Source organism: Paraniabella ginsengisoli (assembly GCF_022513635.1).
Lineage (GTDB): Bacteria > Bacteroidota > Bacteroidia > Chitinophagales > Chitinophagaceae > Niabella > Niabella ginsengisoli.
In genome coordinates this window covers 815,212-838,566 of sequence record NZ_JAKWBL010000004.1, presented here as the reverse complement: position 1 = coordinate 838,566, position 23,355 = coordinate 815,212, and the positions used below count along the sequence as shown (strand labels likewise).

Annotated in this window: 26 protein-coding genes and 2 pseudogenes; 14 read left to right on the top strand and 14 right to left on the bottom strand. The window is 38.8% G+C overall.

The genetic code is table 11. The features are described from left to right. Positions 1-2 precede the first annotated feature (2 nt). Complete coding sequence (locus MKP09_RS21735) at positions 3-332, bottom strand: carboxypeptidase-like regulatory domain-containing protein (RefSeq protein WP_240832431.1); 330 nt, start codon at positions 330-332, stop codon at positions 3-5. Between the two features lie 432 nt (positions 333-764). Next, entirely contained in the window at positions 765-1,514 is a 750-nt protein-coding gene (locus MKP09_RS21730) for a biotin--[acetyl-CoA-carboxylase] ligase (protein WP_240832429.1), read from the bottom strand. A gap of 177 nt (positions 1,515-1,691) precedes the next feature. On the opposite strand from MKP09_RS21730, the gene rsfS reads away from it, so the two are divergent. The 4 genes from rsfS to MKP09_RS21710 all read left to right on the top strand — a co-directional run bounded on the left by rsfS (position 1,692) and on the right by MKP09_RS21710 (position 5,307). Next, positions 1,692-2,093, top strand: a complete 402-nt coding sequence (gene rsfS, locus MKP09_RS21725) for a ribosome silencing factor (RefSeq protein WP_240832427.1) — start codon at positions 1,692-1,694, stop codon at positions 2,091-2,093. A gap of 61 nt (positions 2,094-2,154) precedes the next feature. Beyond that, the gene (ftsH, locus tag MKP09_RS21720; RefSeq protein WP_240832425.1) at positions 2,155-4,125 is read left to right on the top strand and encodes an ATP-dependent zinc metalloprotease FtsH; all 1,971 of its coding nucleotides are present in this window, start codon (positions 2,155-2,157) and stop codon (positions 4,123-4,125) included. A 94-nt stretch (positions 4,126-4,219) separates the two neighbouring features. Next, positions 4,220-4,855 (top strand): LutC/YkgG family protein, encoded by a 636-nt coding sequence (locus MKP09_RS21715; protein ID WP_240832423.1) that lies wholly within the window; start codon positions 4,220-4,222, stop codon positions 4,853-4,855. 20 nt (positions 4,856-4,875) lie between these two features. Next, positions 4,876-5,307 (top strand): gamma-glutamylcyclotransferase family protein, encoded by a 432-nt coding sequence (locus tag MKP09_RS21710; RefSeq protein WP_240832421.1) that lies wholly within the window; start codon positions 4,876-4,878, stop codon positions 5,305-5,307. On the opposite strand, the gene MKP09_RS27615 is transcribed toward MKP09_RS21710, so the two are convergent. Next, a complete protein-coding gene (locus MKP09_RS27615; protein ID WP_317235472.1) occupies positions 5,304-5,573 on the bottom strand; it encodes a rhodanese-like domain-containing protein in 270 nt (89 codons plus the stop codon). The genes MKP09_RS21710 and MKP09_RS27615 overlap by 4 nt on opposite strands. Further along, a complete protein-coding gene (locus MKP09_RS21705) occupies positions 5,564-6,709 on the bottom strand; it encodes an MBL fold metallo-hydrolase (protein ID WP_317235418.1) in 1,146 nt (381 codons plus the stop codon). Before MKP09_RS21705 ends, MKP09_RS27615 begins: the two co-directional genes overlap by 10 nt. 148 nt (positions 6,710-6,857) lie before the next feature. On the opposite strand from MKP09_RS21705, the gene MKP09_RS21700 reads away from it, so the two are divergent. The 5 genes and pseudogenes from MKP09_RS21700 to MKP09_RS21680 all read left to right on the top strand — a co-directional run bounded on the left by MKP09_RS21700 (position 6,858) and on the right by MKP09_RS21680 (position 10,613). Then, a complete protein-coding gene (locus MKP09_RS21700; protein ID WP_240832420.1) occupies positions 6,858-7,142 on the top strand; it encodes a DNA polymerase III delta subunit-related protein in 285 nt (94 codons plus the stop codon). A gap of 162 nt (positions 7,143-7,304) precedes the next feature. Beyond that, the gene (locus MKP09_RS21695; protein WP_240832419.1) at positions 7,305-8,102 is read left to right on the top strand and encodes a DNA polymerase III subunit; all 798 of its coding nucleotides are present in this window, start codon (positions 7,305-7,307) and stop codon (positions 8,100-8,102) included. Between the two features lie 223 nt (positions 8,103-8,325). After that, a pseudogene (locus MKP09_RS21690) lies at positions 8,326-9,149 on the top strand (PSP1 domain-containing protein); the annotation flags it as partial. 72 nt (positions 9,150-9,221) lie between these two features. Beyond that, a complete protein-coding gene (locus MKP09_RS28935) occupies positions 9,222-9,641 on the top strand; it encodes a hypothetical protein (RefSeq protein WP_490355057.1) in 420 nt (139 codons plus the stop codon). 66 nt (positions 9,642-9,707) lie between these two features. Beyond that, positions 9,708-10,613 carry a hypothetical protein gene (locus MKP09_RS21680; RefSeq protein WP_240832413.1) on the top strand — a complete coding sequence of 302 codons (906 nt, stop codon included), beginning with the start codon at positions 9,708-9,710 and terminating at the stop codon, positions 10,611-10,613. Positions 10,614-10,690: 77 nt separating this feature from the next. On the opposite strand, the gene MKP09_RS21675 is transcribed toward MKP09_RS21680, so the two are convergent. The 5 genes from MKP09_RS21675 to MKP09_RS21655 all read right to left on the bottom strand — a co-directional run bounded on the left by MKP09_RS21675 (position 10,691) and on the right by MKP09_RS21655 (position 12,966). After that, on the bottom strand, positions 10,691-11,158 hold the full coding sequence (locus MKP09_RS21675) for a GH25 family lysozyme (RefSeq protein WP_240832411.1): 468 nt from the start codon (positions 11,156-11,158) through the stop codon (positions 10,691-10,693). Continuing rightward, complete coding sequence (locus tag MKP09_RS21670; protein ID WP_240832409.1) at positions 11,155-11,379, bottom strand: hypothetical protein; 225 nt, start codon at positions 11,377-11,379, stop codon at positions 11,155-11,157. The genes MKP09_RS21675 and MKP09_RS21670 overlap by 4 nt, the downstream gene beginning before the upstream one ends. 90 nt (positions 11,380-11,469) lie before the next feature. After that, positions 11,470-11,697, bottom strand: coding sequence for a hypothetical protein (locus MKP09_RS21665; RefSeq protein WP_240832407.1), 228 nt, complete (start codon positions 11,695-11,697; stop codon positions 11,470-11,472). Between the two features lie 20 nt (positions 11,698-11,717). Then, positions 11,718-12,080, bottom strand: a complete 363-nt coding sequence (locus MKP09_RS21660; protein WP_240832405.1) for a hypothetical protein — start codon at positions 12,078-12,080, stop codon at positions 11,718-11,720. A gap of 106 nt (positions 12,081-12,186) precedes the next feature. Beyond that, on the bottom strand, positions 12,187-12,966 hold the full coding sequence (locus tag MKP09_RS21655) for an enoyl-CoA hydratase/isomerase family protein (protein WP_240832403.1): 780 nt from the start codon (positions 12,964-12,966) through the stop codon (positions 12,187-12,189). A gap of 62 nt (positions 12,967-13,028) precedes the next feature. Between MKP09_RS21655 and MKP09_RS27610 the strand changes: the two genes are divergently transcribed. Beyond that, positions 13,029-13,559, top strand: a complete 531-nt coding sequence (locus MKP09_RS27610) for a trimeric intracellular cation channel family protein (RefSeq protein WP_240832401.1) — start codon at positions 13,029-13,031, stop codon at positions 13,557-13,559. 251 nt (positions 13,560-13,810) lie between these two features. On the opposite strand, the gene MKP09_RS21645 is transcribed toward MKP09_RS27610, so the two are convergent. Both MKP09_RS21645 and lpxA read right to left on the bottom strand, forming a co-directional pair. Beyond that, positions 13,811-14,428 (bottom strand): ABC transporter ATP-binding protein, encoded by a 618-nt coding sequence (locus tag MKP09_RS21645; RefSeq protein ID WP_240832399.1) that lies wholly within the window; start codon positions 14,426-14,428, stop codon positions 13,811-13,813. Further along, positions 14,409-15,218: an acyl-ACP--UDP-N-acetylglucosamine O-acyltransferase gene (lpxA, locus tag MKP09_RS21640; protein WP_240832397.1), complete on the bottom strand. Its 810-nt coding sequence runs from the start codon at positions 15,216-15,218 to the stop codon at positions 14,409-14,411. The genes MKP09_RS21645 and lpxA overlap by 20 nt, the downstream gene beginning before the upstream one ends. Positions 15,219-15,411: 193 nt before the next feature. On the opposite strand from lpxA, the gene MKP09_RS21635 reads away from it, so the two are divergent. Both MKP09_RS21635 and MKP09_RS27605 read left to right on the top strand, forming a co-directional pair. Further along, complete coding sequence (locus MKP09_RS21635) at positions 15,412-15,879, top strand: hypothetical protein (RefSeq protein WP_240832395.1); 468 nt, start codon at positions 15,412-15,414, stop codon at positions 15,877-15,879. Continuing rightward, positions 15,872-16,336, top strand: a complete 465-nt coding sequence (locus tag MKP09_RS27605) for a helix-turn-helix domain-containing protein (protein ID WP_240832393.1) — start codon at positions 15,872-15,874, stop codon at positions 16,334-16,336. The genes MKP09_RS21635 and MKP09_RS27605 overlap by 8 nt, the downstream gene beginning before the upstream one ends. Before the next feature lie 18 nt (positions 16,337-16,354). Here MKP09_RS27605 and MKP09_RS21625 read toward each other — a convergent pair whose 3' ends face one another. From MKP09_RS21625 to MKP09_RS21615, 3 genes are all read right to left on the bottom strand, one after another. Next, positions 16,355-17,710 (bottom strand): sugar MFS transporter, encoded by a 1,356-nt coding sequence (locus MKP09_RS21625; RefSeq protein WP_240832391.1) that lies wholly within the window; start codon positions 17,708-17,710, stop codon positions 16,355-16,357. Positions 17,711-17,866: 156 nt separating this feature from the next. Continuing rightward, on the bottom strand, positions 17,867-20,488 hold the full coding sequence (locus MKP09_RS21620) for an MGH1-like glycoside hydrolase domain-containing protein (RefSeq protein ID WP_240832389.1): 2,622 nt from the start codon (positions 20,486-20,488) through the stop codon (positions 17,867-17,869). Positions 20,489-20,685: 197 nt separating this feature from the next. Beyond that, a complete protein-coding gene (locus tag MKP09_RS21615) occupies positions 20,686-21,477 on the bottom strand; it encodes an N-acetylmuramoyl-L-alanine amidase (protein ID WP_240832387.1) in 792 nt (263 codons plus the stop codon). Between the two features lie 451 nt (positions 21,478-21,928). On the opposite strand from MKP09_RS21615, the gene gndA reads away from it, so the two are divergent. Both gndA and MKP09_RS28440 read left to right on the top strand, forming a co-directional pair. Further along, a complete protein-coding gene (gene gndA / locus MKP09_RS21610) occupies positions 21,929-22,912 on the top strand; it encodes an NADP-dependent phosphogluconate dehydrogenase (protein ID WP_262915569.1) in 984 nt (327 codons plus the stop codon). Next, positions 22,909-23,339, top strand: a pseudogene (locus MKP09_RS28440) (hypothetical protein). The gene gndA and the pseudogene MKP09_RS28440 overlap by 4 nt, the downstream one beginning before the upstream one ends. The last annotated feature ends 16 nt before the right edge of the window (positions 23,340-23,355 follow it).

Below are 23,355 nucleotides of genomic sequence, written 5' to 3'. Positions count from 1 at the left end.
CGTTAATGAGACATTAATTTCAGATTGCGTACCAACTTTTTTTCAAAAGGAAGATAACCAATCATCGAAAATACAAGCACAGCGGAAGAGTCGCTTACCAAAATACGATAGGACCCATTTTCTCCGGATGTGGTTCCATTAGTTTTGCCCTTCTCGGTTATGTTAACACTGACAAGGCTCTTGCCCCCATCGTCAGTTACCACGCCGGTTACAGAAACATTTTGTGCCAAAACATGTTGGTGCGACAAAGCGCAAATCATAATAAAAAAATCATTAAAAAACGGTGGTTGGCAGCACCTGCCAATAAGGATAACACCATTTTCCGGTTGCATTGAATCGGATTTGTCATAACTAAGCTTGGTTTATGTTAGGAATTAAAAAATACACTATTTATCAGGGCTTAGAGTTATTTCGAACCAGCAATCTTTCATATGTATAGGGAATATCAACTGCTAGAATAACTACAGAACAAATTGTAAGGCGTAAATACAACCAACGCAATGGTTAATTATCAGGTTAGCATTTGATTTAGGCAAACAATTCGAGCAGCTAATATAGGATTACTTTTCAAACCATCCCAAAAAGAAAAATCCTTTTTCAAGGCAGCTCCATACTTCTGTTTACTATTTAAAAATAGATAACAGCGATATCATTATACTTAATGATGATTAAAATTATTAAAACTAAAAACGGGTAAACCTCCTGAAACTAGCAGTGGGTATGGCATAGCGCCCTTAGTAAATTTTTACAAGAATGATAACTTCTTAACGCTTCAACCATTTCACTTCACCAAAATCAAAATTCATTTCAACATCTGTTTGTACAATCAACTGCCCGGTTGGCAACACTTCTTTAACTAGAGCTTCAAATGTTTTTCCCTCTTTTTCAAAATAAACTTTTTCATTTTTCTTAAATAGATAGTGATTGTATTCTTCAATTATCGCATCAACACTTTGGCTCATCATCACATATTCATATCGGTTCATTATCTCATTTCTCAGTTCTTTAGCCAGTTCAAAACAATCAAAACTTTTACCCGTTATTTGTTTGAGTGATACAGGAATGCGTTCTTTTACTTTTTGAAAATCAATTTGATTTATATTAAGTCCTATACCAGCAACCGCCCATTTCCATTCTTTACCACTAATTACGTTTTCAATTAAAATACCACCGGCCTTTCTTTCTTTAAAATAAATATCGTTGGGCCATTTTATAGATATATCACTTTGTGCATAATGATCAAAAAAATCTCTTACAGCTAATGCAATGATTGCTATTAACAAGAATTGCCGTTGCAGCCCTATTTTTTCGGGGTTGATAATAACGCTTAAATGCACATTTTCACCGCTATGCGAAAGCCAGGTTTTACCGCGCTGCCCCTTACCGGCAAACTGTTCATGAGCAAAAACCGCTGATCCGTGTCCTACGTTTTCCTGCCGCTCCGTCAGGTTAGGCCCCTTTAACAGGCTTAGGGCATAATTATTGGTGCTATCGATTGACGAAAGTTCAATCATAGTCGGAAAAGGGCAATTATGTGAAGGTTGTTGAGCCAATATTCGTTATTTTTGAGCAAATTAAATAAGGAATAGGAAACTTTGAGAATAAAGTGAACATTACTACACCTGTCATCACGTCTTAAGTTTCTTATTTTATGTATAAATGTCTTCTTATAATTAAAATCACATCTTCTATTGGAACCATTGGCTTCGCTGGCAAAACGCAGAAACTCCGGATCTGTAAAACTTACTAAGAACTCCAAATTATTTAAAACTATCATTGCCGCTATACAGGAAAAGAAAGGCGAGAAGATAGTGTCGCTTGATCTGCGTAAAATACCTGAGGCAGTTGCAGACTTTTTTATCGTGTGCGAGGCGCCCAGCCAACCGCAGGTTAAAGCTATTGCAGATAATATTGAAGCAAGCGTAAAGGAAAATTGCGGAGAGAACGTCTTTCATAAAGAAGGTTTTCAAGGACTTCAGTGGGTATTGATCGATTATGTAAATGTTGTGATACATGTAATGCATCCTGAAAGCCGGAAATTTTATAATCTCGAAGAAATGTGGAGTGATGCGGCTGTTGCGGAGCACGGTTGAATTTTAAAATAACTTAATAAACAATTCACAAGGGTTTTACCTTATACAACAAACAGAAAAAATGGCGAAGCAGGAAAAGAGAAATAATCCGTTTTCTACAAATAATAAAAATACCACCCCGGGAGAACCTAAAAAAGGTCCGAAATTTGGCAGCTACTGGGCGTTTATAATCATTCTGGCCATTATGCTGGCCTTTCAGTTTTTGAATCCATTAGGATCGGCATCAAACAAGATATCCGAGAATGATTTCAAAACAATGATCCTCCAGGGAAAGCTGGAGAAATATATTATTGTAGACAATAGAAACAGAGTAGATGTTTGGGTTAAAAAAGATTCTTTAGCAAAAAATCCGAATACCGATAAATCTGTTCTAAAATCTGGCGATGAAGCTGCCCAATTTTATTTTAAGGTTACCGACCCTAAAACTTTTCCAGCACAAATGGAAGATTTTTACAAGGCTCATCCTGAATTGCAAAGGGTAAATTGGGATGTAGAACCCGAAAGTGATTTTTTCGGAAAAGCTATCGGTTATCTGTTGCCTTTTATTTTACTGCTTGGCGTGTGGATTTTATTAATGCGCAAAATGAGCGGCGGTGCAGGCGGCGCTGGTGGGCCTGGCGGTATTTTCAGCATTGGTAAATCGAAAGCTACCTTGTTCGACAAAGGAACTAAAGTAAACATCACTTTTGCAGACGTAGCAGGTTTGGATGAAGCTAAAGGCGAAGTGATGGAAATAGTTGACTTCTTAAAAAATCCTAAAAAATACACCAGTCTTGGTGGTAAAATACCTAAAGGTGCATTATTAGTTGGCCCTCCCGGAACTGGTAAAACTTTGTTAGCAAAAGCAATGGCAGGAGAAGCGCAGGTTCCTTTCTTTAGCCTTAGCGGATCTGACTTTGTGGAAATGTTTGTAGGTGTGGGAGCCAGCCGTGTTCGCGACTTATTTAAACAAGCTCGTGAAAAAGCGCCTTGCGTAATTTTTATAGATGAGATTGATGCAATAGGCCGCGCACGTGGAAAAAATGCGATGATGAGCAACGATGAGCGTGAAAGTACGCTGAATCAAATGCTGGTAGAAATGGATGGGTTTGGAACTGATTCGGGTATCATTATACTGGCGGCAACCAACAGGCCCGATGTGTTAGACACTGCGTTGTTAAGACCGGGAAGGTTTGACAGACAAATTTCTATTGATAAGCCAGACCTTGCAGGACGCGAAGCTATCTTCAAAGTACATTTAAAAGAAATTAAAACTTCTCAAAACTTAGATGTACATAAAATAGCGGCTCAAACTCCTGGCTTTGCAGGAGCTGATATTGCAAATGTTTGTAACGAAGCAGCTTTAATAGCTGCCCGGAAAGGCAAGGCTGATGTAGAAATGCAGGATTTTAATGATGCTATCGACCGTATCATTGGTGGACTGGAAAAGAAAAACAAGATCATTTTACCTGATGAAAAGCGCGTCATTGCTTATCACGAAGCGGGACATGCTGTTACAGGATGGTATTTAGAACATGCGCATCCTTTACTAAAAGTAACCATAGTACCAAGAGGTACGGCTGCATTAGGTTTTGCGCAATATTTACCAAAAGAAAAATACCTGACACTTACTGAAGAACTGGAAGATGATATGTGCATGACGCTTGGCGGACGAGCAAGTGAAGAAGTTTTCTTCGGAAAAATATCTACAGGCGCATTAAGCGATTTGCAACAAATAACGCGCACCGCTTATGCAATGGTAAGTGTATATGGAATGAACGAACGTATTGGTAATATATCTTTTTATGATCCTCAAAATGACAATGGTTTTCACAAACCTTATAGTGACGAAACCGGAAAAATGATTGATGAAGAGGTGAAAAAACTTTCGGATAAAGCCTATGCAAGAGCCAAAGCTTTGATAGAAGAAAAGAAAGAACAGGTAAAAATAATTGCAGAAGAATTATTACAAAAAGAAGTGTTGTTTAAAGATGATCTTGAACGCCTGATTGGTAAAAGACCTTTTGAAGAAAAAAGGCGCTTCCTGAAGTAGTGCTTCCCACAACAAGTGGTGATGTGGATCCAAATGCAATTCTTCCCATTAATAATACAGACGCGCCACAAGCAACAAACGAAGGATAAATAAAGTGCAATCGGGGAAAGGAAATATTTTGAAAAAGATACGGGAGGCATTAACGCAACCCACGCCTATTCCATTTCCAAAAAGCGAAGGGCAATCTTCAGTTTTCGAACCATTAAATCAGGAAATTGAAGTAGAATTCGCTGAAAGATTTACAGCTTTACAAGGCAGGTTTGCTTTTTGTTTTGATGAAAAACATCTCGTAAAACAATTTAATGAATTAGCCGTATCACAGGGCTGGAAAGCCATTTACTGTATCGATCATAATATCAGTGAACTCTTAAAAGGAGGCCTCGGATTTTTGAATGACTTTGAAAACCTGGCGGGTTGTGATGTAGCCATCACAGGTTGCGAATACCTGGTAGCCAGAACAGGCAGTATTGTAATGAGTGCCGCAGAAAAAAGCGGCCGGAACACTAGTGTTTACGCACCCGTACACGTTTGTATTGCGTACACCAACCAGCTTGTTTATGATATTAAAGATGCGTTGGAGGCCACGAAGGAAAAATATGGTTCACAACTGCCGTCGCTAATTACTTTTGCCACGGGACCCAGCCGCACTGCAGATATAGAAAAAACTTTAGTTGTTGGTGTGCATGGTCCAAAAGAGGTGTACGTATTTTTGGTAGATGATAAGGGTTAACTTCGTTTATTAGTTAGTTTATGCAAACACATAGCCATTTTCTTTTTGTTTACGGATCTCTGTTAAGCGGCTTTAAAAGTCCTGCTTACGAATATATTTCAAAATACTTTAAGCTAAAAGGCGAAGCCCTCGTAAAAGGTACTATTTACGATATGGGTACTTTTCCTGTAGGCACACCTGTTGATACAGGGCGTTTCATAAAAGGTGAATTGTACGAGATAAAAAATCCAAAAGAACTTTCTTTTATACTGGCGCAGCTTGACGATTATGAAGGCTTATATCCTGATGATGGAGAAGACATTTATTATAAAAGAGACTTAGTAGAAACAAACTTAGAAAGTGGAGAAAATATTATAGCATGGATATATTGGTATAATAAAGATGTAGAAGGGAAGCCGATTGTTGAGTCGGATAATATGATGGACTATTTAGCAGGTAAACAAGAAAACTAATCTTTTTTATCAATGCCTGTTATAATATCGAATTGATTACTTTCCTTAATTGATTTAAAGCCTCCTCTTATATTCACTACATTTTCAAAACCTCTTGCTTTTAAAATAGAAGCAAAGGCCATTGAACGGTAACCCGCAGCACAATGAACATATTGTGTAGCATTTTTATCTATTTCAGTAAGATGATCGTTTATATAATCTAACGGAAAATTTTGCGCTCCGGCAATATGCGCCTCTTCAAATTCTGTTTCCTTCCTTACATCGATAATAGATGCATTTTCTTTTTTGATAAGTTTTCTGCATCAATATTTTTGATCTCATCTAATTCTTTACCAACAGCCTTCCAGGCTGCAACACCGCCTTTGAGATAACCAATACAAAAATCATAACCAACTCGTGCAAGGCGCGTTACTACTTCTTCTTCCCGTCCTTCTTCAGCCACAATCAATATTTCTTGTTTTACATCTGGAATCAATGTGCCTACCCAAACAGCAAAACTGCCGTCAATACCAATATTAATAGAATTAGGTATAAATGATTGTGAAAAATCTTCCGCGGTTCGTGTATCTAAAATCACTGCTCCGGTATGGTTTGCTGCAACTTCGAAAGCCTCTGGGTCAAGCGCCTGTGTACCTCGTTGCAGCACTTTGTTGATATCATCATAACCTTCAATATTCATTTGCACATTTTGAGGAAAGTATTGCGGCGGGGGCATCAACCCGTCTGTCACCTGTTCAATAAAATCCTGCTGGCTTAAAGCCATATTTAAAGCATAATTTGTTTTCTTTTGATTGCCCAATGTGTCGCTGGTTTCCTTACTCATGTTTTTGCCACAAGCGCTGCCTGCACCATGTGCCGGGTAAACAATAATATCATCAGGCAATGGAAGGATTTTATTTCGAAGAGATTCAAATAAAATTCCCGCTAGTTTTTCCTTTGTTAAATCATCAGCAACTTTTTGGGCCAGATCTGGCCGCCCCACATCGCCGATAAATAAAGTATCTCCTGTAAAAAGTGCTTGCTCTTTTCCTTGCTCATCATATAAAAGATAGCAACTGCTTTCGAGCGTATGCCCCGGTGTATGGATCAGCTTTATTTTAATGTCGCCAATTTCAAAAACTTGTCCGTCTGTAGCTATTAAAGCATCATAACCAATATGCGCATTAGTGGGCCCAAATACAATACTAGCAGCTGTTTTAGCGGCAAGGTCGACATGGCCACTTACAAAATCAGCATGAAAATGCGTTTCAAAAATATATTTAATAGATACACCGTCCTTCTTTGCCCTGTTAATATATGGTTCAATCTCCCGCAGCGGATCGATAATCGCGGCTTCATTTCCAGAAGTAATATAATAGGCTCCCTGTGCCAGGCATCCGGTGTAAATCTGTTCGATTTTCATATTTCAAGATAAACATAAAAGTCAACAAAATTGTTGAGATCGCATCGTTTATGCAGGATCATATATGTACTGCTGTTGAACGGAGCGACGCAAGACCGATGCCATATATTAACTGATGACTTAAAAAATGTTATGCAACTGCTTTTAGGTGTTTACTTTTCTAACCTTATCTCTTGTTACATTTGCATCCATGCAGTTTACAGATGTTATTGGTCAATTACATTTAAAGCAAGAGCTTACAGAGTTGATGCAGGAAAACCGGCTTGCACATGCGTTACTATTTTTGGGTAAAGAGGGAAGCGGTGCTCTTCCACTTGCATTAGCTTTTGCGCAATATATTATCTGCGAAAAAGTAAATGGCCCTGCACAAAACGCAGGCCCATCATTATTTGGTGATGAACCTGTTTCTATTTCTCCGAGTGGCTATTGCTGAGCCTTGTGGCATTTGCTCCTCCTGTCAAAAAGCGGCAGCCTTTGCGCACCCTGATATACATTTTAGTTATCCTGTTGTTACAAAAAAGCAGGTACACCACCAATTAGTACCGATTATATTACCGAATGGCGCGAGTTTATTAAAAGCTATCCGTATGGAAATGTGTATGACTGGCTGCAATTTATTGGCGCTGAAAATAAACAAGGAAATATAACCGCCAACGAATGCAATGAGATTATCAAAAAATTGAATCTCAAAAGCTTTGAAGGCGGCTACAAGGTTTTAATAATGTGGCTGCCAGAATATTTGGGCAACGAAGGCAACAAGTTGTTGAAATTAATTGAAGAACCGCCGGAGCGCACCGTATTTTTACTGGTTGCGGAAAATGAAGGGCAAATATTACAGACCATTTTGAGCCGCTGTCAGCTTATTAAAGTGCCGCAGCCTCATGATAACGAAATCAAAGAAGCTTTAATCAGCCGCAATAAATCTGAAGAACAAACAGCAACACGAGTGGCAGCCATCAGCGAAGGCAACTATCGGGAAGCTTTGCAGATTATGCAACATTCTGACGAGGATTGGCAAAATCTGCTACGCGACTGGCTCAACAGCATTATGAAAACCGGGCCGGTGGCGCAATCCAAATGGGTAGATGAAATAGGACAGCTGGGCCGTGAAGGACAGAAGCAATTTTTGCGATACTTTAATCATTTATTGCAATTGGCACTACGCATACATGTAATGCCACAAATGGCAGAAAATTATCCTGATAAGGAGCGTGATTTTGCTTCAAAGTTGAATCGCATTACAAGCATAGAGAAGCAGCAGGCAATAATTGAAGAGCTTGACAAAGCAGCATATTATATTGAAAGGAACGCAAATGGCAAGATGCTCTTCATGGCACTTACCATTAAAATTTATCATATCATTCAGGACAATGTTGTATTTTTGAATGATTGAGGTGTTTGATTTTTAGTGGAGAAGATTAAATTTTAGCGGGAAAGCGAATAGTGTTGACAGGGAAATAGCGAATAATTCTGATCCTTCATTGTTAGAAGGATATTTCATAATAAACTGAATTTCAGTTTTTTATATTTATTGATACAGCAGCGCTTTTACTGCTGCTATTTTTATACGCCATATTTCCACCTGCGCTTTTCTGCATTAAAGAATATTACAAACAATGGGTTGTACAAGTTGTGGTACTGCTAATGGTAGCAAACCAGGCGGTTGCAAAAGCAACGGCGGCTGTAGTACGGGTGGCTGCAATCGTATGAACACATATGACTGGTTGCGCAATTTACCAATTGCGGATATGGACAGTTATTGCAATGTGGTAGAAGTTAGCTTTAATAAAGGGACGCGTAAAGATTTTTTCAGAAATACAACCGTTCACTTTTTTGAAAAGGGCGATTTGGTTACAGTAGAAGGAATAAGCGGATTTGATGTTGGTGAAATTTCATTAACAGGCGAGATCGTTAGGTTACAAATGAAAAAGTATGGCGTTAAGGAAGCAAATCCTGACATGAAAAAAGTGTTGAGGATTGCTACGGATCGTGATCTCGACCAAAGAAATACCAACAAACAACGTGAACCCGAAGCTGTAATAAGAAGCCGTGCTATTGCACGTCAGCTTAAACTGGATATGAAAATAAGCCAGGTGGAAATGCAGGCAGATGGCAGAAAAGCTACCTTTTTTATATTGCTGATGGCCGCGTAGACTTTAGGGAGCTTATTAAAATATATGCTACCGAGTTTAAGGTGAAAGTAGAAATGCGGCAAATTGGCGCTCGCCAGGAAGCTGGGAAGGTAGGCGGTATTGGAAGTTGTGGAAGGGAACTTTGTTGTGCTACATGGCTAACAGAATTTAAATCAGTTAATACATCTATAGCCAGATATCAGAATTTATCGATCAATCAAACCAAGTTAAGCGGTCAGTGTGGCCGTTTGAAATGTTGTTTGAATTATGAACTTGATACTTATCTGGATGCGTTGCAAGGCTTTCCAAACGATTGCGACCAGCTTGAAGTAGCTAAAGGCCGGGCCTATTTGATTAAGAAAGATATCTTTAAAAATCTGATGTGGTATTCCTTACCCGACAGCAATAAACAATATCCACTTACAATAGAACGTGTTAGAAAAATAAGATCGCTTAACAGACAAAATATTACTCCTGAAGAACTGGAAGCAGTGGAAGTTGTTTCTACAAAACCAAAAGAGGTAGAACCTGAATTTGTGGATGTAGTTGGACAAACATCGCTTAGGGCTTTAGAAAGAGCAGATAAAAAGCGCAAACAGCAGAGACGGAGTGGACCACCGCAGCAGCAAACAAAAGCGGACACTAATCAAGGTGTATCTCAACAAGGCCAGTCTGGGCGACAGGGAGGAAACCACGGACAACATAAAAGCGGAAACAGGCCGCAGGCGCAGCGTAATGGCGGCAACAGGCCACAACAGCAAAATGCACAAAGAAAAAATGAGAATGGTAATAATAAGTAAATTATGACTTGAAGTCACTAATTTTATTTACGTAAGAATTACCATTTGCCATCAAAAACCTGTTGTATGAAAAGTCATGCCCTTAACCTAACAAAACCTTGTAACTACCTTATTGGGGTCGTTATATTTTTGGTTGCTTGCGCTAACCCGCGTTATATCAATTCTCCTTCTGTACATAACGCAGCTTTTTTAAGAGAACAAGGCGATTTTAAATTTTCTGTTGCCGGAGCAGGTAACCCAGCTAAGATTTTTTCAAGCATTTCGGATGACGATGAATCTCTCGATCATTCAGCCGGATTTGACGGACAGGCCGCTATTGCTATCACCAATCATTTTATGTTAACCGCAAGTGGCATGTATCGCAGTGAAAAGGATAGATATAAAGATGATGACCTTTCGGGTGTAGATAGAAGAACAGATGTGGGATACAATCGCCACATGTTTGACATAGGAGCTGGCTTTTATACACGCATGGGACAAAGTAAAGGATATTTTAACGGCGTTGCAGGCGTAGGTTTTGGTAAGATGTCGTCTACCGACAATGTCGATCCAGCTGATGCAGCGAGAAGCCGCAGGTATGAGGCTAATACTTTGAAATATTTTTTGCATCCTTCTTTTAATTTTTTCTTTAACGATTATCTCAGAATGTCGGTTGCGCCCCGGTTTTCATTATTAAAACTCAATAACATCAGAACTAGCTATACTGCTGAAGAAGAAGCAATTTTAGGTTATAATGAAGCGCGCAATAACACATTCGGGTTATTTGAGCCTTCCATACTTTTACAGACTGGATTCAAAAATAATGATTGGTTGAAGCTGGACCTTGGCTTCAATTTCGCCGCAGATCCTTTTACTACAAAGTCAAACGGGAACGATGATAACCCAACGCCAGATGTCGATACTTATAATGTACAATCAAGGAATTTTTTGTTGTCGGTAGGAGTGTCAGTTTATCCTATGCGTAAAAAATAATTATTTGACCAGCAGTTCGTTAAATGCAATAATATCGCCATTGAAAACATTAAAGTCAACTTTGGCGTCTATTCCGTTTACATTGCCTCTGTCATTGTGTTGCCAAAAGGTCCATTCCCGGTTGATGCGGGGTTTTCTTTTTCGTAGTAATGAGCAACCCATAGCGGATATGTATTAAACTCTGGTCCCAAATATTTTTTATAAAAGTCGGCATTGGTATAAATAATGGGTTTTACCTTATAATGAGTTTCGACAATGGTCAGCCATGTTCTTATTTTTTGGCGAAATGCATTTACTGGCAAAATGCTGGCCTGCTCTGCATCCAGCACCGGTGGCAGATCTCCCGGCGATAACTTGACCTTAGAAATAAAATGTTGCGCCTGCTTAGCAGGATCCTGACTGGCAATAAAAAAATGATAGGCACCGCGTGCTATGCCTTGCTTTTTAGCATTGCGCCAATTGTATTTAAAATTTTTGTCTGTAAGACCTAATCCTTCCGTAGCCTTCATAAATGCAAAATTCAATTGAATGTTTTCTACATTCATTTCTTTAACTCCTTGCCAGGCAATCTTTTTTGATAACGGGAAACATCAATGCCATGAATTGAATACGCTATAGGCATATCTATTCCAAATGCATCGTAATGAACAAATTTTACCTTTCGTGAATTTACCCATTGCAATAACAAGAGTATCAGAACGCCAATCAAAAGCGCAGAAGCAATAAGTTTCAGATTATTATAATTATATCTCTTTTTACGAGGCATTCAGACGATACAGATATTTTACTTTTTGCAAAGATATCACTTGCTAAAAAGTATGTCCTGTCTCTGGTCAAATTTAACAGGTTATAAAAGTCAGGATTGCTGATTATAATTAGTTCGGAATCCGTTTTTACGACTTTCTATTTCGTATAATTCATGCTCAACCCTTGCTGGTTTGCTTATTTTCACCAGTCCTGGCATTCCGGCATAATCCCGGGCGGAGCTATATATATAATCAGAGGAATATTGAACTACTCTTTCTTTTACAGGCAAACTGTGTATAAATTCAAGTTGTTCTGCCATGCTTTGCGAAAGACGCATATCTATCTGTGCTGTGGTTTTTACATCTCCCCAACAAGATTGCCCGGCAATACCTTCGATTGAGGGTTGGATTTTTGAAAATGGGTTAAAAGCCAGTCTCTCCTTTCGGCGGGTTCATCCTTCATGGCTTCAATAATTTTTTCACAGGTAAATACCAAAAAACTATCTCTCAAATTTGTAAGCAGCCCCTCATGTGACTGACAAATAATATATAGTTTATTAGACATGAGACTCCAACCGTACACAATTAAACTCTTACTGTCTATAAAATGATTGAGACTATGCACGATGATCTGCTTATACATAGGTTTATTGAATATATCTACAGTATCAATAGTCTCCAATGTAAAGCAATAACATCCATTTTCGCGTATAGTCATCATCTTGCTGTCACGGTTTTTATTAACTACACAAATCCTGTTCCAGTTTTTAGGAAACTTATATCTTTCTGAAATTCAGTACTGGCAATGAGGTTGCCAGATAAGCTTTTTAGTTATTTCTGAAGATGGGCTTGCGTTTTTCTAAGAATGCCTCGATTCCTTCTTTCGAATCGTTCGTTTCTAAAAGTTTTCCAAATGAAGCAGCTTCCATTGCAAACCCGGTACCATCATTAGTATAAGCATATTGAGAAGCATTGATGCATGCGGCCACAGCAAGAGGCGCTTTTGTATTAATAACAGCTAATATGGACTTAGCCTTAGGTAATAATTCATTTCTTGTTACCACATGATTTACCAGTCCGTAATTAAATGCAGTAATGGCATCTATCATATCACCTGTTGCTAAAAGTTCAATTGATCTTCCTTTGCCAACCAATTGTGTAAGACGTTGCGTGCCACCGTAGCCTGGTAACAAACCAAGGTTTACTTCAGGTTGGCCAAATTTGGCATTATCGCTCGCTACTCTAAAATGGCAAGCCATTGCAAGCTCGCATCCACCACCTAATGCAAACCCGTTGATAGCCGCAATTATTATCTTAGGGCTGCTTTCAATATTATCAAAAACCTTTTGCCCGCGTTGCGCTAATATTTCACCGTTTTTCGCATCTAGGTTCCTAAGCTCAGAAATATCTGCGCCTGCAACAAAAGCCTTATCGCCACTACCGGTGATAATTGCAGACTTTATTTCTGGTCGGCTAATGATCTCATCAATAGCCTGATCCAACTCATCAAATACTGCGTTGTTTAAGGCATTTAATTTGTCCGGACGGTTTATTGTTATTACCGCGATGTTGTCGTTTACATCAAAAAGTATCGTATTGAAATCCATTGGGATATTTTTAGTTTAAATATAAAAGAATTTCATAAGGCTTGTAGCTATAATTTTGCATCGTGACATTTCTAAAAATTATTACCTATCTCGGTATTTTCGTTTTTGCACTTGCCGGCGCTTTTAAAGCCCGCGGAGCAAAGCTCGATGTATTTGGAGGCCTGGTGGTAGCTTTTGTTTCAGCTTATGGCGGCGGCACGTTGAGGGATTTATTATTAGGCGTAAAACCTGTAAACTGGATCAACGACAACCTTGCTTTTGCATTGGTCTTTGCCGGAACAGCGGTGACTTTTTTGGTAAAAGATAAAGTAAACAATTTCAGACGAACTATTTTCTTTACCGATGCGATTGGGTTAGGATTATTTACAGCCGCGGGAATCGAGATAGCTTTACGCAACGGCACTAACGAAATCTATGGATTGGTAATGGGCGTAATTACAGCTACTTTCGGCGGATTGATTGCTGATATTTTTTGTGGCTACCCTCCTTTACTTTTACGCAAGGGAGAGTTGTATGCAACTGCTTGTGCTGCGGGTGGAATTTTTTCATTCTCATCAATAAATACCTTGGCACTACCAAAAATATTGACCTGACTATTTGCGTACTGCTTGTTGTTGCTATAAGAATTTATTCTAAAAGGAAAAGGCTGATGTTGCCGGAGATATAAGAGAAGAGACGGGAAGACGGGAAAGTTAGGAAGTCCGGAAGAGACCATAAACATGTGATAGGAAATCGGGTAGGGATTGCTCGTAGTCGTTTATGTAGGGTCAGCTATATTTTGCTGTACAAGCGAGCGTGGCAACGAAGATGCTATCTGTTTACTGCTGATCAAATAAAAAAGTTGTTATTTATACGCCGTTATATCCATCACTTCGTTACAAAATCCGTATTCCTGTTTATCATTGCTGCTAACAATAACCAAACGGTTTGCACAATATTTGTGAACTAAATAATTATATAAATCAATGCCCGCTGCATCAAGATTGGTGCAGGGTTCGTCTAACAAAACCAACGGCGTATCAGAAAAAATGCATTGCGCAAGCTTCGCGCGTTGCTTCATGCCGCTGCTATATTCGCTTATCTTTTTATTTTGAGCATGTTCCAGCTGCACTTCATTGGCAATAAAATCAGTACTTAGCTTGTTAAGAAAAGGTTTAAAAGATTGGTGGAAATTTAGAAGCTCAGTTAGTGTGAATTCTTCTACCAGTTCTAAATATGGGGCGCAGTAAGAAATGTTATTGTAAATTTTTTCGGGTGCAATTATTTGGTTGTTTAGCGCAAAAGTGCAAGTTCCTTCATTTATTGTGACGGCGCCACTCAATATTTGAAGCAATGTGCTTTTGCCACTACCATTGGGGCCAGTAATAGCATAATGGCTACCTGTATGAAAGTCATAAGTAAGACCGCGAAAAATCCAATCCCTGTTATAGCGTTTTCCGGCGTTATGCAATTGAATCGTCATCGCCGTTTCCTCCTTTGCTGTAGCGCTTAATAATGCCGCGTGTACTTTCTTGTATAAAAGTGAGTATTTCGTCGCGCTCTTCAGTAACGGCAAACTCTTCTTCCAATATTTGTACCGCCTGCGTCACATTAAGGCCTTTGTTATAAAGTACCCGATAAATATCAAGGATGTGATTTATTTTTTCAATGCTGTATCCCCTTCTTTTTAAACCAACAGAATTTACACCAGCATAACTTAATGGCTGCCTGGCTGCTTTAATAAAAGGAGGCACATCTTTGCTTACCAGCGAGCCACCGCTTATAAAGGAGTGAGATCCGATTCTTACAAACTGATGAACAGCTACAACACCTCCAAACCCCACATAATCTCCCAGCACCACATGCCCTGCGATTTGCGTGCTGTTGCTTAAAGTACAGTTATTGCCAATGATACAATCATGCCCTATATGGCTGTAAGCCAGCACCCAGCAACCGCTACCAACCACAGTTTTCCACCTGTCGGCAGTACCTCTGTGAATGGTAACAAACTCACGGATAACACAATTGTCACCTATTTCTACTGTTGTTTTTTCTCCGGCATATTTTTTATCCTGCGGCTCAGAACCGATTACTGTACCCGGAAAAATTTTACAGTTCTTACCAATTTTTGTGCCTTCTTGTATAGTTACATTCGATCCAATCCAGGTACCCTCCCCAATTTCCACATTAGGATGAATAACAGTAAAAGGGTCTATTTTCACATTGGTAGCAACCTTGGCATCTGGATGGATGTATGAATTGAAATGTATCATTAATAGCTTTATAGATTTTCGAAAGCCCGCTAAACCATCAATTTACGAAGATATATAAGTAAGGCGGCGTGCAAATTTAAATATTTGATAATATTCGGGGCATCTTTTTTAAACTGGATATAGCCTTCAAATTTATAACTAATAACTGTTAGTTGATTAATTGCATAATAATATTATTTTTGCACATATTTTAATGAACAAGCAACAAGAGATAGAAGCGGTTACGGAGAAATGGATGCATGCACTAAAAGGGTTACAACCTATTAGTTGTAAGGAACAGCTTATTCCTGGTGCGGTAAATTATTCCATCAAGCGTTTTATGCGTGACGAAGAGAGTGCTGCTGAAGATGTGGGCATGGTGAATTACGATTATAAAGGGCGAAGCAACGATCAAAACAGCGTAAAATTAAGATTTTGCGTGGCCGGAAATATGTATTGCCCGGCTGAAAGCTGCCAGAAATGTACAATTGGTAATGCAAGAAGTTGCGCGCAAAGTGTACCTAGTTATGATGTAGTATCTGTTGATTATTCGGCTCCGCAACTTTCTCATTTCATCAATGGGAAAACTTCTACTTCAGGTACAGACCTTTTGCTGCGTTTCAACAAAAAGATTCTTTTCAAAAAATATACCGCTCTGCTGCAAAACACGCGGAGTGATTGAATCCCTGGTTAATCATAAATATACAGGAAGCCTGGAAAATATTTATGTAAATGCCCAATTACAAATGCTATTACTATATAGCATGGATTGGATTTCGGATAAAGAAGAAATTTTATCCTGCCGTTTTTTAAACAGCGATATTGATCGGGAAAAAATAGCCTTGGCCAGGGATATTCTTATCCAAAGCATCGGGCAGCCCATCACTATCAAAGAACTGAGCCGCAAAGTAGCAATGAATGAATGTTACCTTAAAAAAGGATTTAAGGAAATGTTTGGTACTACTATTTTTGATTTTTACCAGAACCAGCGTATGGAACACGCTAAGTACCTTTTATATGAGAAAGGCCTTAATGTTACTGATGTTTCCATGATGTTGGGTTACTCTTCCATTTCTCATTTCAGCACTGCCTTTAAAAAACAAACAGGGCTAAAGCCCTGTGAGTTACTGTTGAGGTAATAGTTATGTTATCATTTTCTACTTGCCCTTCAGGCCAACTTTATGGCCCGAAATAGCAAAGTATAAAATATACACATAGCAAGGCAACACCGCAACAAAGTATGCCAATTGAAAATCCAGACCTACTGTATCTTTTAGAAAAGCATAAATAAGCGGCCATATTGCACCGCCAGCAATGCCCATGATCATAATAGCTGAACCTATTTTTATAAATTTTCCTAAATGGCTAATGCCCAGCGGAAAGATAGCTGGCCACATTAGTGAATTAGCCAAGCCTAATAGCGCTATAAAAATTACAGAATAATAAATGTCGCCGTGCGCATTTACTATGTTAGCGCCAAAAAGGTTCCAGTCAAGATCAACATAAAATTTTCCTTTAATTGTGTATGCCAATACGGTAAATATAATACCTAATATGGCGCAAATTTTTAGCGCAGCTTGCTGAGACATTATTTTCGGGATTGTGAAAATACCAACGATATATCCGATTAGCATTCCCGTTAATGTTAATGAAGTAAAGTATTTACTGATGTCAGGATTTATACCCAATGCCTTTCCATAAACGCCAATGATATCGCCCGCCATCACTTCAGCAGCAACATATACAAAGATGCAAAGGGCACCCAGAAATAAATGTGGAAACTGAAAAATGCTTTTACGATGAATCACTTCTCCCTTCGACTCATCCACTAAATCTTCTTCGGGCTGAATTTCGGGCAGATTGAGAAACCTGATAAAAACAGCAAATATGATAAAGATGATTGCTAATACTATATAAGGCATGTTCACCTGCCCCAACACTTCATTCAATAATTGTATTTTTTCATCGCCACCGGCTGCATTGATCTTAGCTTCTACTTCACCAGCATTTTTCAGAAATAATGCGCCCATAATGAACGGAACGATCATACCTGCAAATTTATTACATATCCCTGCCATGCTTATACGCTTGGCCGCGCTTTCCATAGGGCCGATAATAGACAAGTAAGGGTTAACGGCGGTTTGTAATAATGCTAATGCCGCACCTTGTATAAAAATTCCGGTTAGAAAAAGACCAAAAGAATGCGACTTTGCAGCGGGAATAAATATTAACCCACCAAGTGCCAGTATTACAAGGCCAATTATAATTCCATTTTTGAAACCCGTTTGTTTTAATATCCATGATGAAGGAATAGCCAGAAAGAAATAAGCCATGTATGAAGCAGTTGCTACCAAAAATGCCTGCGCATCACTTAAACTAAAAGACATTTTAAAGAACGGGATAAGTGTTCCATTAGCCCAGGTAATAAATCCAAAAATAAAAAACAATGCGCAGATAGTAATGAGTGGTACCAGATAACTTCTTCGCGCAGCGGGTTGCATAGTTGCATCCATAATAGACTATTGATTATTTATAATTAAGCAATAAATATAGGGCAACTTATTAATGCTGCCATCAATTAAGCAAACGGTTGCGCACTTTATTTTAGCAAAAAAAATAATTAATAGCACGTGCATATGTGTTCTTGCTACCAACAATTATTAAAGATATTATTCTTTATCAGCCAGCTCACTTATAAGTTCCGCCACCAGCGCACTCCAGCCTGTCTGATGATTGGCACCTAAACCTCGACCCGTATCGCCATGAAAATACTCAAAAAATAAAATCAATTCTTCATTTTCGGGTTGCTTATAAAACCAGTTGTAAGGCCCGTAAATTGGGCGGTTGCCATCTTTATCGCGATCAAACAAGCTTATTACTCTCTTCGCCAATTCAGCAGAAGCATTGAATAAATTCATTTGGTTGCCCGAACCAGTTGGATATTCAACCATCAAACTGTCATGATAAAATTTTCCAAGCCTTCTTATAGATTGAATTATAATAAAATTAATTGGTATCCAAACGGGACCGCGCCAGTTAGAATTTCCACCAAACATATCTGAAGTCGAATCTCCTGGATCGTATTGGATCGTATGCACCTCTCCGTTGATGGTTACGGAGTAAGGATGCTTTTCATGGTATTTCGATAATGCACGTATGCCTCCATCAGATAAAAATTCATTTTCATCCAATAGCCTTTTCAACATAGCTTTTAGCTTATCTGTTTGTACCAACGAGAATAAAAGTTCTTCGCCATCGCTATGTTCTTCCTTAGGCCAGAAGCGGTTATTCTTAAGCCTGTAGTTTTTATACCATTCAAAACGTTTTGCAAAATCCGGTAGTTTTTCAAAAACTTCTTTGCGGATTGTTGCTACAGCATATAAAGACGTTAGCCCAACTATTGACTGTATACGTAAAGGTTGCGGTGGCGCATCACGCATACAAAGTACATCATAAAAGAACTGATCTTCTTCATTCCAAAGCACATGTTCGTTCAGCGCTTCCGCAATTAAAATAAAATGTTCGAAAAATTTTGTAGCGGTATCCTCAAAACTGTTATCAACCAAAGCTATTTCCAGCGCCATATCCATCATGCTCAATGCATATACACCCATCCAACTCGTGCCATCAGCCTGCTCTAATTGAATTTCGCCTTTGTCGTGAAAGCTTCGATTAAACACACCAATATTATCTAATCCTAAAAAGCCTCCTTCAAAAATATTATCTCCTTTAAGATCTTTTCTGTTGATCCACCAGGTAAAGTTAATAAGCAGTTTATGGAAGATCTTCTTTAGAAAATCAATATCTCCCTTGCCAGATGTTTTTCTTTCAATTTCAAAAATTTCCATTGCGGCCCATGCCTGTACGGGTGGGTTCACATCGCTGAAATTCCATTCGTAGGATGGTAACTGACCATCGGGCTTCATATACCATTCGCGCATCAATAGTAACAATTGATTTTTAGCAAACACCGGATCTACAACAGCCATAGAAATACACTGAAAACTTTGGTCCCATGCGGCATACCACGGATACTCCCATTTGTCGGGCATCGAAATAATATCCTGGTTTTTAAGATGCTTCCATTCGCTGTTTCTTCCGTGAGTTCGGCGCTCAGTAATAGGCGTTATCCCGTCAGATTTGGAAAGCCATTTTTCTATATCGTAATGATAATATTGTTTGCTCCATAATAAACCTGCAAGCGCCTGCCTTTGAACTTTAGCCAGGTTATGGGCAACGCCTTTCGGAAAAATTTCTGAATAGAAAGCATCGGCTTCTTTTTTCCTTTTATCAAATATTTTTTCGAAATCACTGTCAAACGGTTCTTTCAACTGTTCTTCCACAAGACGGCAATAAATGTTGATCGTTTCGCCTGGCTTTACGGTATAGTTATAAACTGGTGAAAACTTAGTGCCTGACTTCCTTTCACGTAATTCATTTATGTGTTCCTTATGTATAATGGCTTGATGAAAAGCGTCTTTGGTAAAAATACTTTCATTAGGTTGGCCAGTTACTATTTCAGTATTTGTCTCATTATCTGTGTATAATGCGTCGTCTGCAGCCTGATAATAAAAATAATAGTTGCCAAGCCTCGGGTGTTCGGCAAATACTGCGTTTTCGGAAGCGGGTGAGAGATTAGGTTTTGTTTTTAAACTACCATGTTTGGTCCAACGGTTATAAAACCAAAGTGTTGGTAATACAGTAATGGGCGCTGCTTTTTTATACCTGTTGGTGATGCTTATCTTAATACCAATATCAGTGCTATTCGTTTTTGCATAAGTAATATGCACGTCAAAATATCTGTTGTCTTTAAATGCATCAGTATCTAGTATTTCATATTCCGGGTCATGCTTAGACCGGTTCCTGTTCTCAACCTTTAATTGTTCATAAGGAAACGCTTCCTGCGGATACTTATACAAATATTCCATGTAGTAATGCGTAGGTACATTATCAAGATAGTAATAAAGTTCCTTCACATCTTCGCCATGATTACCTTCATAATTCCCTAACCCAAAAAGACGTTCTTTTAATATTGGATCTTTACCATTCCATAATGCGATGGCAAAGCATAAGTTTTGAAAATAGTCTGAAATACCTGCCAAACCATCTTCTCCCCAGAAATAGGAGCGGCAATGTGCCTGGTCAAAAGGAAAATATCCCCAGCTATCTCCGTATTCGCTGTAATCTTCACGCACTGTACCCCATTGACGCTCACTTACATAAGGTCCCCATTTTTCAAGTGGAATTGGCTTTTTCGAATTTTCTTTAAGTCGTTTATGTTCTTCTGTCATTTATTTTTATTTAGCGAATAAGCGCAGCAGTTATTGCGCCAGGCTTGGTTCTGGTAATAATAAATTGCAACCAAAGCCTGTTTGAGTAGTTACAAATATATCGATTGCTTCAGTTTTGTGTAGAAAAAACACGAAAATAAACATCCGCTATCGCACGATATTAGCAGTGAATTTGCAATCGTAATGATTATCTATAATTAGAATTTGCGATAAAGACTGTATAAAACTTTTTTATCGTAATCGGTAAGCGTGCCCGAAACTTCATTTTGAATATAATGCAACTTAAACGCTTTGATAGCCGAAGACTGGCTGCTAATATCATAACCAATTACACGCAAAGCGAGTAGCGCATTAAAATCTGATGGAGGCGTTTGCAAATTGTAGGTATCATACCAATATCCAAAACCCGCATCAGCCAGGCGTTTCCAGGGGAAATATTTACTTGGGTCGCTTTTTCTTGAAGGTGCAACGTCTGAGTGTGCTATGAAATTAGCTTGTGGAATACCGTACTCGTCTTTAAGATAATCAAGCAACTTAATAAGTGCCTTTATCTGCGCATCAGAAAATGGTTCTGATCCATTATTATCAATTTCAATACCCAGGCTACAAGAATTCATATCCGTCACATTACCCCATTTGCTGTTGCCTGCATGCCATGCTCTCACAAAATCGTTCAACATTTGATGAACAACTCCGTCTCTGCCAACCACATAATGAGCGCTGGTTTGCGTTCTGGAAATGGAAAATGTGAATAAGGTTTGCTCAGCAGAATTCTGTGCCGTATGATGCAATACCACGAAGTTGGGCTTTCTTATATTAAAGTTAACTGAAGCATTCCATTGTGCATTTACTGCGGGGTTCTTCTTTTGAGAAGGATTTTTCGATATCTGGTTAATTATTTCATCAACGGTTTTTTCGTAAGTAGGTTTTGCATAATACTGAATACTATCTGTAATATGCTTGTAATATTCAGCAGAACGATATGTCAACTGACCTGAATTAGACGCATTGTTTACCGGTGGTTTATATACTTCTTTAGGTCGTTCAGGCCTCGTATTAGCAGGTTCAGGATTCTCGTCTTCCCTTCGGGTAATTTGTTCCGGCCTTTTAAAAACGGTCTGATTTTGCTGTGAATTTGCCTGAGTTTGATTTGTCGCGGGAGCTTTCGGAGGAGGATTCCTGTTTAATACATTTGTTTTTTTGGTAAATTATCACCGCAAGCGCATAGCGCAAACAAAGCCAAAGCGGGGAATGCTTTTTTATAAACATTGCAAATACAGGGTCTTTTTTCTTTACTAAAAATGATCTTTATATATATCCGTTCGTAATGTGAAAGTAACGAAATTCATCGTAAAACACCCACAACTGTTTAAAATTGTGTGAAGGATTGAGAATATTTTAAGATTTTATTAATGCTACCCTATCTTTAAAAAAATTTATATGGATGCACATTTTGGAATGATCGGACTAGGAACAATGGGAAGAAATCTTGTTTTAAACATTGCAGACCATGGTTTTAAAGTATGCGGATATGACCGCAGCGAAGATCAGCGCAAACGTATGCAGGAAGAATCGGCAGGCAAATCCGTAACAACTGTTTCTTCATCTTTAGATCTGATCAAGAGCCTTAGAACACCGCGCATTATTATGTTTTTAGTTCCGGCAGGAAAAATTGTAGATACGGTTATTGAAGAGCTGTTACCTAATCTGGAAAAAGGAGATATTTTGATAGACGGCGGCAATTCTCATTTTGTTGATACTGACAGGCGCTACGTTTCACTGCAGAACTCCGGCGTTCATTTCATAGGTATGGGTGTATCGGGCGGTGAAGATGGAGCGCGTTTTGGCCCCAGTATGATGCCCGGCGGCAACGAAGAAAGTTATAAGCTGGTACAGGATATTTTTGAGGCCATTGCAGCAAAAGCAGATGACGAGCCATGCGTTGCATATATGGGCAACAGTGCCGCTGGCCATTATGTAAAAATGGTACATAATGGTATTGAATATGCCGTTATGCAGATGATAAGTGAAGTGTACGGCTTGCTTAAGAATGAAGGACTTACAAATGCTGAACTTCATGAATTATTCAAAACATGGAATGAAAATGAACTTCAATCATTTTTAGTAGAGATTACGGCTGATATTTTTAAGACCAAAGATCAGGAAACAGGAAAAGACTTAATTGATTTGATTCTTGACAAGGCCAAACAAAAGGGAACTGGCCTGTGGACATCGCAAAGCGCGCTTGAACTAAATGTTCCCATTCCCACTATTGATAGTTCTGTCAGCATGCGTTATTTATCATCTTTAAAAGAAGAGCGTGTTCGTTTATCAGAATTTTACACGCATCAAAATAAAAAATCGGGTGCCGATGTTGAAGCGCTCAAAAAGATTGCCGCGATGCACTTCATTTTGGTTTTATGATGGCTTATGCGCAAGGACTTGAGTTATTGGAAAAAGCTTCAGAAGTTTATAAATATAATATCCCCATTCCAACCGTTATAAAAGTTTGGCGTGCAGGCTGCATCATTCGTTCGCTTCTTTTGAATGATTTATATGATGCCTTTAGCAACGAACCAGGTTTGAAGAACATCATTGGTTCTGCTGTTTTTATTCCTGTATTGAAAGAAAAAGAAATGGATTGGTAAACGTTCTGAAAGCCGCTATGGATGCGGGTGTACCGGCGTTAACCTTTTCCACTACACTAAGTTATTTTGATGCATATACACAAGCCCGGCTGCCGGCCAATCTTATTCAGGCACAACGCGATTTCTTTGGTGCTCACACTTATGAGCGGATTGATAAAGAAGGAAATTTTCATACAGATTGGAACGGGGAAAGCGGTGAATAGGCAACAGTGATCGCTT

What these genes read in the sequence shown, in the direction of transcription:
- MKP09_RS21735 (WP_240832431.1), bottom strand. Translation starts at nt 332, where the DNA reads ATGCAACCGGAAAATGGTGTTATCCTTATTGGCAGGTGCTGCCAACCA.
- MKP09_RS21730 (WP_240832429.1), bottom strand. Translation starts at nt 1,514, where the DNA reads ATGATTGAACTTTCGTCAATCGATAGCACCAATAATTATGCCCTAAGC.
- ftsH (WP_240832425.1), top strand. Translation starts at nt 2,155, where the DNA reads ATGGCGAAGCAGGAAAAGAGAAATAATCCGTTTTCTACAAATAATAAA.
- MKP09_RS21710 (WP_240832421.1), top strand. Translation starts at nt 4,876, where the DNA reads ATGCAAACACATAGCCATTTTCTTTTTGTTTACGGATCTCTGTTAAGC.
- MKP09_RS21705 (WP_317235418.1), bottom strand. Translation starts at nt 6,709, where the DNA reads ATGAAAATCGAACAGATTTACACCGGATGCCTGGCACAGGGAGCCTAT.
- MKP09_RS28935 (WP_490355057.1), top strand. Translation starts at nt 9,222, where the DNA reads ATGTGGTATTCCTTACCCGACAGCAATAAACAATATCCACTTACAATA.
- MKP09_RS21680 (WP_240832413.1), top strand. Translation starts at nt 9,708, where the DNA reads ATGAAAAGTCATGCCCTTAACCTAACAAAACCTTGTAACTACCTTATT.
- MKP09_RS21675 (WP_240832411.1), bottom strand. Translation starts at nt 11,158, where the DNA reads ATGAATGTAGAAAACATTCAATTGAATTTTGCATTTATGAAGGCTACG.
- MKP09_RS21670 (WP_240832409.1), bottom strand. Translation starts at nt 11,379, where the DNA reads ATGCCTCGTAAAAAGAGATATAATTATAATAATCTGAAACTTATTGCT.
- MKP09_RS21665 (WP_240832407.1), bottom strand. Translation starts at nt 11,697, where the DNA reads ATGCGTCTTTCGCAAAGCATGGCAGAACAACTTGAATTTATACACAGT.
- MKP09_RS21660 (WP_240832405.1), bottom strand. Translation starts at nt 12,080, where the DNA reads ATGATGACTATACGCGAAAATGGATGTTATTGCTTTACATTGGAGACT.
- MKP09_RS21655 (WP_240832403.1), bottom strand. Translation starts at nt 12,966, where the DNA reads ATGGATTTCAATACGATACTTTTTGATGTAAACGACAACATCGCGGTA.
- MKP09_RS21645 (WP_240832399.1), bottom strand. Translation starts at nt 14,428, where the DNA reads ATGACGATTCAATTGCATAACGCCGGAAAACGCTATAACAGGGATTGG.
- lpxA (WP_240832397.1), bottom strand. Translation starts at nt 15,218, where the DNA reads ATGATACATTTCAATTCATACATCCATCCAGATGCCAAGGTTGCTACC.
- MKP09_RS21635 (WP_240832395.1), top strand. Translation starts at nt 15,412, where the DNA reads ATGAACAAGCAACAAGAGATAGAAGCGGTTACGGAGAAATGGATGCAT.
- MKP09_RS21625 (WP_240832391.1), bottom strand. Translation starts at nt 17,710, where the DNA reads ATGGATGCAACTATGCAACCCGCTGCGCGAAGAAGTTATCTGGTACCA.
- MKP09_RS21620 (WP_240832389.1), bottom strand. Translation starts at nt 20,488, where the DNA reads ATGACAGAAGAACATAAACGACTTAAAGAAAATTCGAAAAAGCCAATT.
- gndA (WP_262915569.1), top strand. Translation starts at nt 21,929, where the DNA reads ATGGATGCACATTTTGGAATGATCGGACTAGGAACAATGGGAAGAAAT.